Origin of the sequence: Polymorphobacter sp. PAMC 29334, assembly GCF_019431245.1 — a bacterium.
Classification (GTDB): domain Bacteria; phylum Pseudomonadota; class Alphaproteobacteria; order Sphingomonadales; family Sphingomonadaceae; genus Polymorphobacter_B; species Polymorphobacter_B megasporae.
Genome location: NZ_CP080243.1, coordinates 2191100 through 2202939, shown reverse-complemented (window position 1 = coordinate 2202939; position 11840 = coordinate 2191100). Strand labels below are relative to the sequence as shown.

At 66.7% G+C, this 11840-nt stretch carries 9 protein-coding genes and 1 tRNA gene; 9 read left to right on the top strand and 1 reads right to left on the bottom strand.

The window, feature by feature from the left end:
* The first annotated feature begins 48 nt into the window (after nt 1–48).
* The 9 genes from KZX46_RS14140 to KZX46_RS14100 all read left to right on the top strand — a co-directional run bounded on the left by KZX46_RS14140 (nt 49) and on the right by KZX46_RS14100 (nt 9295).
* Nucleotides 49–1089: a rod shape-determining protein gene (locus KZX46_RS14140; protein WP_304610421.1), complete on the top strand. Its 1041-nt coding sequence runs from the start codon at nt 49–51 to the stop codon at nt 1087–1089.
* 22 nt (nt 1090–1111) lie between these two features.
* Nucleotides 1112–2017, top strand: a complete 906-nt coding sequence (gene mreC, locus KZX46_RS14135; RefSeq protein ID WP_219774536.1) for a rod shape-determining protein MreC — start codon at nt 1112–1114, stop codon at nt 2015–2017.
* Complete coding sequence (mreD, locus tag KZX46_RS14130) at nt 2014–2544, top strand: rod shape-determining protein MreD (protein WP_219774535.1); 531 nt, start codon at nt 2014–2016, stop codon at nt 2542–2544. Before mreC ends, mreD begins: the two co-directional genes overlap by 4 nt.
* A 10-nt stretch (nt 2545–2554) precedes the next feature.
* A complete protein-coding gene (mrdA, locus tag KZX46_RS14125; RefSeq protein ID WP_219774534.1) occupies nt 2555–4555 on the top strand; it encodes a penicillin-binding protein 2 in 2001 nt (666 codons plus the stop codon).
* A 7-nt stretch (nt 4556–4562) separates the two neighbouring features.
* Nucleotides 4563–5669, top strand: coding sequence for a rod shape-determining protein RodA (rodA, locus tag KZX46_RS14120; RefSeq protein WP_219774533.1), 1107 nt, complete (start codon nt 4563–4565; stop codon nt 5667–5669).
* A gap of 71 nt (nt 5670–5740) precedes the next feature.
* Nucleotides 5741–5816: transfer RNA gene (locus tag KZX46_RS14115), tRNA-Lys, on the top strand.
* 89 nt (nt 5817–5905) lie between these two features.
* Complete coding sequence (locus KZX46_RS14110; protein WP_219774532.1) at nt 5906–6892, top strand: aminotransferase class I/II-fold pyridoxal phosphate-dependent enzyme; 987 nt, start codon at nt 5906–5908, stop codon at nt 6890–6892.
* Nucleotides 6885–7823: an adenosylcobinamide-phosphate synthase CbiB gene (gene cbiB / locus KZX46_RS14105; RefSeq protein WP_219774531.1), complete on the top strand. Its 939-nt coding sequence runs from the start codon at nt 6885–6887 to the stop codon at nt 7821–7823. Before KZX46_RS14110 ends, cbiB begins: the two co-directional genes overlap by 8 nt.
* Entirely contained in the window at nt 7811–9295 is a 1485-nt protein-coding gene (locus tag KZX46_RS14100) for a cobyric acid synthase (protein WP_219774530.1), read from the top strand. Before cbiB ends, KZX46_RS14100 begins: the two co-directional genes overlap by 13 nt.
* A gap of 64 nt (nt 9296–9359) precedes the next feature.
* Here KZX46_RS14100 and KZX46_RS14095 read toward each other — a convergent pair whose 3' ends face one another.
* On the bottom strand, nt 9360–11678 hold the full coding sequence (locus KZX46_RS14095) for a TonB-dependent receptor (protein WP_219774529.1): 2319 nt from the start codon (nt 11676–11678) through the stop codon (nt 9360–9362).
* Nucleotides 11679–11840 lie beyond the last annotated feature (162 nt).

Here is an 11840-nt window from a genome sequence, read left to right as displayed (position 1 = left end):
GCGCCTAATGCGGGGGCGCTCGCGCCCTCAAGCAGTTCCGGAAAAATAATGTCGATTTTCAGCCGCATGTTCTCGTTCCTGAGCCAGGACATGGCGATCGACCTCGGGACGGCGAATACCTTGGTCTATGTCCGGGGGCGCGGTATCGTACTCAACGAACCGTCGGTCGTCGCGATCGAGACGATCAACGGGCGGCGCACGGTCAAGGCGGTCGGCAGCGATGCGCGGATGATGATGGGCAAGACCCCCGGCAACGTCGAGACGATCCGCCCGTTGCGCGACGGCGTCATCGCCGACATCGACGTCGCCGAGCAGATGATCAAATATTTCATCGGCAAGGTCCACACCTCGAAGTTCCCGCGCTTTCCGCAGATCGTCATCTGCGTCCCGTCGGGCAGCACCTCGGTCGAGAAACGCGCGATCCGCGATGCTGCGAACAACGCCGGGGCGAGCCAGGTCTATCTGATCGAGGAGCCGATGGCGGCGGCGATCGGCGCGGGGATGCCGGTGACCGAGCCCATCGGCAGCATGGTCGTCGACATCGGCGGCGGCACGACCGAAGTCGCGGTGCTGTCGCTGCGCGGCCTCGCCTACACCACCAGCGTCCGCGTCGGCGGCGACAAGATGGACGAGGCGATCGTCAGCTACGTCCGCCGCAACCATAACCTGCTGATCGGCGAGATGACCGCCGAGCGGATCAAGAAGCAGATCGGGATCGCCCGCGCGCCCGCCGACGGGGTCGGGTTGACGATGGAGATCAAGGGCCGCGACCTGATGAACGGCGTGCCGAAGGAAATCACGATCAATCAAGCGCAGATCGCCGACGCGCTCGCCGAGCCGGTGTCGGCGATCGTCGAGGGCGTCCGCCTCGCGCTCGAGAATACCCAGCCCGAACTCGCCGCCGACATCGTCGACCAGGGCATCGTCCTGACCGGCGGCGGCGCGCTGCTCCACGAACTCGCCGACGTGCTGCGCGAGGCGACCGGGCTGCCGGTGACGGTCGCCGACGATCCGTTGACGTGCGTCGCGCTCGGCACCGGGCGCGCGCTCGAGGACCCGATGTACCGCGGCGTCCTGACCACCGCCTGAGTTTGAGCCCGGGAGCCGCGCCATGGACTGGCCGCCGCCGCGCCGGACGTCGTACGCGAGGCGCGAGCAGAATCTTGCGTTGATCGGCGCCGTCGTGACCGGCGCGGTGCTCGCCACCGCGCTGCTGCTGCTCGTCCTCAGCCGCGTCAACCCGGCATATACCAACCGGCTGCGAAGCGGGACCGCCGACCTCGTGGCGCCGTTCTGGGCGACCGTCCGCGCGCCGTTTGACTGGCTCGGCGGCGGCGTCGATGCGATCGGTGAGTATATCGCGACCGTTCCGCGCAACCGTGTCCTGACTGCCGAAGTCGCCCGCGATCGGCTCGACCTGCAGAGCCGCGACGCCGCGATCACCGAGAATATCGCGCTGAAGAAGCTCCTCCATGTCATCGAGCCGCGGACCGAAGTCGTTGCCGTGACGCGCTTTGCCGGGGCGTCGATCGGCAGCTACGCCCGGACCGCGATGGTCGCCGCCGGGCACGCCAACGGGGTGTTCGCCGGACAGGCCGTTCGCGCCGATGCCGGGCTCGTCGGGCGGACGGTCGAGGCGGGCGAGCACGCCGCGCGGATCCTGCTGCTCACCGACACCAACAGCCGGGTGCCCGTGATCATCGTTCGCACCGGCCAGCCCGCGCTCGCGGTCGGCGCTGCTGGACGCCTGCTCGAAGTCCACGACCGGCTCGGGGCGGAGGTGCCGTTGAAGGTCGGCGACCGGCTGGTGACGTCGGGCGCGGGCGGGCTGTTCGCGCCGCAGATCCCAGTCGCGGTGGTCACCGACACCGCCGAGCCGCCACACGCGCTGCCCTACGCCGACCCGGCGACGCTGAGCTATGTCGCGATCGTCCGCGCGTATCTGCCGATCCCGGCACAGGCCGAGGCGCCCCCCGTCGACGCGGTACCGGTGCCGCGCGAAGCGAAGAAGCATTGAACGCGCCGTATCGCCTGCTCGGCCCCTCCGACCGGGTGCGCTGGTGGCAGGCGCAGGTCGAGCGCGTCGTCCCCGCGATCGTCACGCTTGTCCTCGTGGCGGCGATGACGGTGCCGATCTTTGCCAGCGTGCCGATCCTGCCGCACCTCGGGCTGCTTGGCGTTTTCGTCTGGGCGACCTTCCAGCCGGGGCTGATGCCGCCGTGGCTCGCGTTCCTGATCGGCGTCGCGTGCGATATCCTGTTCGGCCTGCCGCTCGGGATCAACGCGACGCTGCTGCCGGCGGTCGCGCTGTTCGTCCGGCTCGTCGAGGCGCGCTACGGCACCCACCGCTACGGCTTCGACTGGCTGCTCGCGAGCGGGGTCATCGTCGCCTTCGAGCTTTTGCAATGGTGGCTGCTCGCGCTCGCGGGCACGCACGGTCCGCTGACCCCGCTGCTCGTCCAGGCAGCGACGACGATCCTCGCTTATCCCGCCATCGTCCTGCTGTTCGCCTCGATCCAGCGGCGGCTGCAGGCGGCGCGGTGAGGCTGTGCTGATGTCGTCCGAAATCATCTCCGGCGGCGGCTCAGCACGCCTCGCCGGTCCCGCTGCAGGCAACCAGCAATTCAGCCGCCGCGCGTTCGTCGTCGGCGGAGCGATGGGCGCGGTCGGGCTGACGCTTGCGGGCCGCATGGCGTACCTGTCGATTTGGCAGGGCGAGAAATACGCGCTGCTCGCCGAGGGCAACCGCGTCTCGCTCCGGCTGATCCCGCCGCGTCGCGGATGGATCGTCGACCGGCAAGGCAAGCCGCTCGCTTTGAACCAGCCCGATTACCGGCTCGAATTGATCCCCGAGGCGGTGACCGATCTCGACGCGACGCTCGCCGCGGTGGGCAAGGTCCTGCCGCTGACGGCGGAGGATATCGAGCGCATCCGCAGCGACGTCGCGCGCCAGCCGAAATACATGCCGGTCGAGATCGCGCACGGCCTGAGCTGGCCGACTTTCGCCGCGATCAACGTCAACCTTCCCGACCTGCCGGGAGTCCAGCCGCTGCCGGGCTTCCTCCGGGTCTATCCGGGCGGCGATCATTTCGCGCATCTGATCGGATACGTCGGGACTCCGACGCCCGAGCAATTCGCGGTGACGCACGACCCGCTGCTGATCTTCCCCGGCTATAAGATCGGCAAGGACGGTATCGAGCGGCGCGCCGACGCCCGGCTGCGCGGCACCGCGGGCGCGCGCCGGGTCGAGGTCAATGCGCGCGGGCGAGTAATCCGCGACCTCGACACGCGCGCCGACATCCCCGGCAAGACGCTGCGGCTGACGATCGACCGCGACCTGCAGAATTACGCCGCACGCCGCCTGACAGACAATTCGGCGAGCGTCGTCGTGATGGACTGCGCCACCGGTGATGTCCTGTGCATGGTGTCGATGCCAGCGTACGACCCCAACGCCTTCTCGACCCGGGTCACCGCGAAGCTGTGGGCCGAGCTCCAGGCCGACGATCATCACCCGCTGATCAACAAGAGCGCGCAGGGACTGTACCCCCCGGGCTCGACCTTCAAGACGATGACCGCGCTCGCAATCCTCGGCAGCGGGATCAGCGCCGACGCCGCGTGCAATTGCACCGGCACCTACCGGCTCGGCAACGCCGCGTGGCACTGCTGGTCGAAGCGCGGCCATGGGCGGGTCGATCTCCACAAGGCGATCCCGCAGAGCTGCGACGTCTATTTCTATACCTTCGGTCGCGCGGTCGGGGTCGATGCGATCGCCGCCACCGCCCACAAGTTCGGACTCGGGCAGAAGTTCGACCTGCCGCTGCCCGGCCAGTCGGCGGGCATCATTCCGAACACCGCATGGAAGCTCGCGCGCTACAAGAAACCGTGGGGCATCGGCGACACGCTCAATACGTCGATTGGCCAGGGCTATATCGTCGCCAACCCGCTTCAGCTGGCGGTGATGGCGGCGCGGCTCGCGAGCGGCAACGCGGTCGAGCCCCGCCTGTTCGCCGACGATCCGCACGTCGCACCGCCCCCGCTCGATATCCCGCCCGAGCACCTGGCGGTCGTCCGCACCGGTATGACCAACGTCGTCAACAGCCCTGGCGGTAGCGGCAAGACCACCCGACTGCTGGTCGACGGTATTCAGATGGCGGGCAAAACCGGATCGGCGCAGGTGCGGAACATCAGCAAGGCCGACCGCCGCGCGGGGCGAACGAAGAGCGAGCTCCAGCCGTGGAAATATCGCGACCACGGCCTGTTCGTCGCCTTCGCCCCCGCCGACGCGCCGAAATACGCGATCAGCGTCGTCCTTGAACACGGCAACCACGGTGCCGCTGCCGGGATCATCGCGCGTGATGTGATGACGTATTTGTTCGAACCCGAGCGCGCGATGGCGACCCTCGCCCCGCTCGAACGCGCTTACGAGGCGAAGAAGGCCGCCGCGCTTGCTGCCGCCGAGGCCGCCGCCAAGGCTGCGTCGATGCCGGTCGATGCCGCCGCAGTCGCGGCGAGCCTGACCCCCGACTCCGAACCGTCAGGCCCGGTGGACGAATGAGCGGGTCATGCTGAACGGCTTTTGGTCGGCGCGCCTCCGCGAACTGCCGTGGGCGGTGATCGCAGCGATCGTCACGGTCGGCGGCTTCGGGCTCGTCGTGCTGTATTCGGCGGCGGGGGGCAGCTTCCAGCCGTGGGCGCTCAAGCAGGGGATACGTTTCGGCGTCCTGCTCGTGGCGATGCTCGGCCTGTCGCGGGTGCCGGTCGAGATGTGGCTCAAATGGGCATACCCGCTTTATGGCGCGGTCCTGCTCGGATTGATCGGCGTCGAAGCATTGGGCGCGATCGGCGGGGGCAGCCGCCGCTGGCTCGACCTCGGCATCATCCAGCTCCAGCCGTCGGAGTTCATGAAGCTCGCGATCATTCTCGCGCTCGCCCGCTACTATCATTACGTTCCGCGCCAATATGCCGGGAAGCTGATCACGCTCGGGCCGCCGCTCGTCCTGATCGCGATGCCCGCCGCGCTCGTCATGCTCCAGCCAGATCTCGGCACCGCGCTTGCGATCACCTTCGGCGGGGTGGTGATGATGTTCCTTGCGGGCGTGTCGATGTGGTTATTCCTCGGCGCCGGAGCTGCCGCCGGAGCCGCCCTCCCCGTCGTCTGGTCGATGATGCACGATTACCAGCGCAAGCGCGTGCTGATCTTCCTCGACCCCGCGAGCGATCCGCTCGGCGCTGGGTATCACATCACCCAGTCGAAGATCGCGATCGGCAGCGGCGGGCTGTTCGGCAAAGGCTTCCTTCACGGCACCCAAAGCCACCTCGACTATCTGCCCGAGCTCCACACCGACTTCATCTTCGCGACGATGGCGGAGGAATGGGGACTTGCAGGCGGGCTGTTCATCCTCGCATTGTTCAGCATCATCCTCGTCTGGGCGATCCGCGTCGCGCTGTCGGCCCGCGCTCCGTTCGCCCGGCTCGCGGCAATGGGGCTTGGGGTGACATTATTCTTTTATCTCGCGATCAACATGATGATGGTCACCGGCCTTGCCCCGGTCGTCGGCATCCCGCTGCCGCTGGTCAGCTACGGCGGCTCGGCGATGATGACGGTGCTGATCCTGCTGGGCATCGTCATGGGTATCGCCCGCGGCAAGGGCGAAGCGCTCGGGCGGTAGGTCTTTCGCTAGACAAGCCCGAAAACCGATGCTATCCGCCCCTCTCGCTCGACGCGATGCTCGGGTACGATGGACGCATAGCTCAGTTGGTAGAGCAGCTGACTCTTAATCAGCGGGTCCCTGGTTCGAACCCAGGTGCGTTCACCATTCTCCAGTCAGACAGGGCAGTTGGTTCGTTTCTGCACGGCGCGTGCGGGGCGCTTTCGAAGCGGACCGCGTTATTTCGAAAGTCCGGCGTGGCACCATTGACCGAGCACGGCGGGCGGGTCGATGCGGCGCGCAGCCTGTATCCCGATGCGCCGTTGCCGTGGCTCGACCTGTCGACGGGGATCAACCCGTCCGCCTGGACGCCGGCGATCGATCCGCTGATCGATCTGCGCGCCCTGCCGTCGCCGAGTGCGCTTGCAGCGCTCGAAGCAGCTGCTGCGAGCCAGTTTGGCGCCCTGCCCGCGCAGGTCGCGGCGCTCCCCGGCACCGAGCTTGGCTTGAGACTGCTCAACGACGTCGGCCTGCCGCCGCCTTACCGTTACGTGGCGCCCGGCTATGGCACGCACCGTGATATTTTCCCGGAAGCGACGGCGATTGCCGCTGACGCGCTCGAAACCGCTGCCGATTCCGGCGGCACGATTCTCATCGCCAATCCGAATAATCCCGACGGCCGGCGGCTCGACCCGCAGCACCTCTCGGATATTTCCGCGCGGCTGGGCCGTTCGGGTGGCTGGCTTGTCATCGACGAGGCCTTTGCCGACGCGATGCCCAATATCAGCATGGTCCCGCTTCTCGGATCGCGCGAGCGGATCATCGTGCTGCGCTCATTCGGCAAATTCTTTGGCCTCGCCGGGGTAAGGCTCGGCTTCGTGATCGCGCCGGACCCGGTGCTGGCCAGCATCCGACGTCGGCTGGGGAGCTGGCCGGTTTCGGCGACGGCGATCGCGCTCGGACGGCTTGCTTATGCCGACACAGACTGGATTGCGGAGATGCGCGTGCAGCTGATCGATCGGGCAAACGCGTTGGACGAGGTTCTACGCGGCCACGGATTGGTGGCGATCGGCGACTGCCCATTGTTCCGCCTCGTCGAGGGCGAGGCGAATTCGCTGTTCGATCGCCTTGCTCGCAAAGGAATCCTGACACGGCCATTCGATTACGCCCCGCGCTGGCTGCGCTTCGGTGTCCCCTGGAACCCTGCCGACTTCGCCCGGCTCGACAGCGCGCTGCGTGGCTGACCCGGTTGCCCTGACGGCACTGCTGCTCGACGCCGCATTGGGCTGGCCTGACGCGGTGTATCGCCGGATCGGCCACCCGGTCGGCGGGTTCGCACGCGTCATTGGCACGTGCGAACGCCTTGGCAATCAGCCAGCGCAGCCTGAGTCACACCGGCGGATATTTGGCATACTGACGGTACTGTTACTGCTCATGATATCCGGCGGCGGAGCATGGCTGGTGCAGTTGGGGCTTTATGCCCTTCTCGGACCAGGGGGATGGATTGCCGTCGCCCTGTGCGCCTTTCCCGGGCTCGCCCAGCGCAGCCTTCACGATCATGTCACGCCGATCATCGCAGCGCTGCGACGGGCCGACCTGCCCGCCGCCCGGCAGGCCGTCGGCATGATCGTCGGGCGCGACACGAGCGGGCTCGATGAGGCGGGGATCAGCCGCGCGGCGATCGAGAGCCTGTCAGAAAGCTTTTGCGACGGCGTGGCTGCTCCGCTGTTCTGGCTGGCGCTGCTCGGGCTGCCGGGGCTCTGGGCGTATAAGGCAGTCAACACCGCCGACAGCCTCATCGGCCACCGCGAGCCGCGCTGGCGGGCGTTCGGCTGGGCTGCTGCCCGTCTCGACGATGGCCTGAACCTCGTCCCGGCGCGACTGGCCGGTTTGCTGATCTGCGTCGCGTCAGGCGGCGGCTTCGCGACGATGCTGCGCGATGCCCGCCGCCATGCCTCGCCCAACGCCGGCTGGACCGAAGCGGCAATGGCGGGCGGGCTCGGCCTGCGACTGGGCGGACCGGTTGCCTACGACGGCGCGCTCCACGACAAGCCGTGGATCGGCGACGGACGGACCGATGCATCCGCTGCGGATATCGCACGGGCGCTGATGGTCTACGGACGCGCATGCCTGATGCTCTGGGCGATAACGGGAGGTCTGGCGTGGGCGCTGTGATGCTGCAGGGAACGGGGTCGGACGTCGGCAAGTCGGTGCTCGTCGCCGGCCTGTGCCGGGCGCTCGCCAATCGCGGCCTGACGGTGCGTCCGTTCAAGCCGCAGAACATGTCGAACAACGTCGCTGTCACTGCCGACGGCGGCGAGATCGGTCGGGCGCAGGCAACCCAGGCCATCGCCTGTCGCACACCGCCGACGACCGACATGAACCCGGTCCTGCTCAAGCCGCAGGCCGATCATACATCGCAGCTGATCGTCCATGGCCGGATGCGCGGTACCTTGCGCGCCGGGAACTTCCGCGAGGCGCGCGGCGCGCTGCTGGGCGATGTGCTTGCCAGCTATGTCCGGCTACGCGAGACCTGCGATATCGTCATTGTCGAGGGCGCCGGGTCGCCGGCGGAGATCAACCTGCGGTCGGGCGACATCGCCAACATGGGCTTTGCGCGAGCGGCGCGAGTGCCCGTCGTTCTCGTGGGCGACATCGATCGCGGCGGCGTGATCGCGGCGATCGTCGGGACCCGCACGGTCATTGACCCCGACGACGCGGCAATGATTGCCGGGTTCATCATCAACAAGTTTCGCGGCGATCCGGCATTATTCACCGATGGCTACGGGCAGATCGAGCACTTGTCGGGGTGGCGCGGGTTTGGTGTCGTGCCGTGGCTGACGTCTGCGGCGCGCCTCCCGAGCGAGGACGCCGTCATCCTTGAGCGGCCGGCAGCGGGCGCACGTGCCCGGACGGTCATTGCCTGCCCGATCACCCCGCGGATTTCCAACTTCGACGATCTCGACCCGTTCAAGCTCGATCCCGGCGTCGAAGTCCGCATGATTCCGCCCGGGCAGCCGATCCCGGCCGAGGCGGCGCTGATCGTCCTCGCGGGATCGAAAGCGACGATCGCCGATCTTGCCTTCTTGCGGGCCGAAGGCTGGGACATCGACATATTGGCCCACCACCGTCGCGGCGGCCGTGTCCTCGGGCTGTGCGGCGGCTACCAGATCCTCGGCCGGTCGATCAGCGACCCGGACGGCATCGAAGGCGCTCCAGAGACTGTGGCCGGGCTCGGCCTGCTCGACGTCGAGACGCGGCTGACGCCGGACAAGCGGCTGGACCATGTGACGGGCTCAGCGCTCGCCGCGCGCTTCGAGGGCTATGAGATGCACATCGGCGAAACCTTCGGGCCCGACACGCTCCGGCCCGTGTGCCAGATCGACGGGGAACCGGGTGAGGCACCGCGCAACGACGGTGCCATGAGCCGGGATGGCCGGGTCGCCGGCACGTACGTCCATGGCCTGTTCGGCCTAGGCGGGCAGCGGGCGGCTTGGCTGGCCAGTCTCGGCGTCACCGGGGGCGGCATCGATCACGCGGTATCGATTGACCGCGCGCTCGACGAGATCGCCGACATGCTCGAGACGCATCTCGACATCGATGCCCTGATCGCTTTGTCGAATACGGCGGGCAATTCGCACGCCTGATACGACCAAGGCGAAGTCATCGGTTGAGCTCCCCGGCTGTCTTGCCGGGGAGTACACGCCATTCTTAGAACGATTTGCTGGCGCGCGCGCCGAAGGCACGCTTGGCGGGAGCCGAGATATATTCGCCGTTGCGCGTGCTCGGGTTAAAGTTGCCGTAGTATCGCGTAAACTCGGGCGTCAGGTCGTTCATGATGTTGTCGACGAACGCGAGCAGCGACCAGTCCTTGCCGCGCACGCCGAACTGAACGTCGAACACCGCCTTGTCGGCGATCAGCACGCGGTTGTCGAAGCGGGCGAAGCGCGAGGTGCGGTAACGGCCGTCGAACTCACCGAACACGGTGACCTTGTCGACCGGCTGCTCATAGCGGATCGACCCCGACATCGAATGCTTCGGGATCAGCGGCATGAGGTTGCCGCCGAATTGGCGCAGCGCCTGCGACGACGCCGCCGGGAAAACGTCACGCGCCTCGAAATCCTTGAACCTGGAATCGGCGTACGCATAGTTGAAGCCGAGCGTAAGCTTGTCGGTCGCCTTGGCGCTGAGGTTGATCTCGGCGCCCTTCGCCACCGCCTTTTTGGCGTTGATGATGTAGTTGAGGCTGACCGCGGTCGCGTCTGGGCACTGCGGTTCGGGCCCCAACGCGCTGGCATTGCCGAAGCAGATCGTCGTGACCTGGACGTTGCTCCAGTCCGAATAATAAAGCGCGGCCTCGAAGCTCACCCGGCGATCGAACAAATGCCCCTTGGTGCCGACTTCGTAGGTCCAGATCGTCTCCTGCTTGAACGGGCGCAGGTCGTCGCGGACCTGCCCGGTGTTAAAGCCGCCGGGCTTCGACCCCTTGGCGGCGCTGGCATAGACATTGGCTGAATCGCTCACGTCGTATTTCACGTTGAAGCGCGGCAGCACGCTGTTGAACGCCTTGTGCCCGACGAAAGTGATCGCGTTGCTGCCGGTGCCGAGCAGGAAATTATAGCCCGTCGCCGCGGTCGAATCGATGACCTCGTGGCTGTAGCGCAGCTCGCCGGTAAGCGTCAGCTTGTCCGTGAGCGTGTAATCGACCGAGCCGAACAGCGCATAGGTGTCGGTGTCGAGCGTTGCCGGCCGCCCGAGCACGTTCGCGCGGGTGGCCCCGATCGTGCTCTGTGAACCGACGAACCGGCTGTAATCGACTTCGCCGTAACGCTCGTCGAAGAAGTACCCGCCAACCATCGCGCGCAGCTTGGGCGAGGTATAGCTTAGCCGCAGATCCTGACTGATCTGCCGCATGTGCGTGTCGAATTCCGAAATGCCAACGCACACGAGCGCGATGCAATTGAAGGTGCCGCCACCGGCCGCGACCGTCACCGGCACGTTGGCGGGCTTGGTGTCGAAGTCGAACTGGATCGTCGAATCGATCTTGTTGAGGCCGGTGATCGAGTCGAGCGCGAAGCCGCCGCCAAGGTTGAGGCTCTGGTTGAGGACGGCGCGATACGTATCGGAGACGTTGCCGAGATAATCGATGTTCGACGAGATCGCGACCTGGCTCGGGTCGAAGAACTTCTGATCGACATAGGTGACGCCGAGCAGCGTCGTATTGGTGCGCGGGGCGACATAGCCGGCGGGCGGCTGGTCATGCTCGTGGATATAGTTGAGATGCAGCTTGGCGGTGTAGTCGCCGGTCTTGACCAGCACCGAGCCGCCGACGCCCGCGGTCTCGGTACCACCGAGATGCTGGCCGTTGCCAGGGTTGACGTAATAGCCGTCGAAATTGCGGTACGTGGCGGAAATAGTTGCAGCGACGGTGTCGCCGATGACCGGGCCGGTGATGTGTGCGGTGATCTCGCGACGGCCGCGGTCACCGAGCGCGGCATCGACCTTGGCGCCAAGGTTGAACGACGGATCGCGGCTGATGAACTGGATTGCGCCGGCGAAGGCGCTGCGGCCGAAATAGACCGTCTGCGGCCCCTTCACGACCTCGATCCGCTCGAGGTCCATCAACGACGCGGCGGTCTGCGCGCCGCCGCCGCCGAGCAGGCTGTTGAGCGAGACGCCGGTGACGTCGATCCCGTCGACGATGATCGCGACGTCGGAGCGGCCCTCGATCAGCGCGATCCCGCGCAACGACGGGCGGATGTCGGCGGCGGAGGGGCCCTGGTCGAATTGGAGGCCGGGCGTCTGCTGCGCGACCGAGGCGACGCTGTTGAGGCCTTTTTCCTGGATCTGCTGCGCCGAGAACGCTGTGATCGAGATGGGGACGTTGACGAGAGTTTCCTGACGGCGGCGCGCCGTGACGACGATGTCACCGCTCGCGACCGGAGCGGCGTCGACCGACGCGGGCGCAGGCTCGGGCACAGCTTGGGCCATGACTGCGGTCGAACCGAGCAGACCTGATACGAGGGTCATTAGACGCAAAGACGTGGCGGTGCGGAATGCCATTTCAAGTCCCCCTTGATTGTCACGTGTTGGTAACAAGCGGAGGCTAGGCGGTGGATATCACTTCAACCAATCGAGCTTTGTCTTTTATTCGCTCTGCGAATAGTCGATTTTCGCTGTCATTTTATTCAA

Bases quoted from the DNA above. Each gene is read 5' to 3' on its own strand.
- KZX46_RS14140 (WP_304610421.1), top strand. From the start codon at position 49: ATGTCGATTTTCAGCCGCATGTTCTCGTTCCTGAGCCAGGACATGGCG.
- mreC (WP_219774536.1), top strand. From the start codon at position 1,112: ATGGACTGGCCGCCGCCGCGCCGGACGTCGTACGCGAGGCGCGAGCAG.
- mrdA (WP_219774534.1), top strand. From the start codon at position 2,555: ATGTCGTCCGAAATCATCTCCGGCGGCGGCTCAGCACGCCTCGCCGGT.
- rodA (WP_219774533.1), top strand. From the start codon at position 4,563: ATGCTGAACGGCTTTTGGTCGGCGCGCCTCCGCGAACTGCCGTGGGCG.
- KZX46_RS14095 (WP_219774529.1), bottom strand. From the start codon at position 11,678: ATGACCCTCGTATCAGGTCTGCTCGGTTCGACCGCAGTCATGGCCCAA.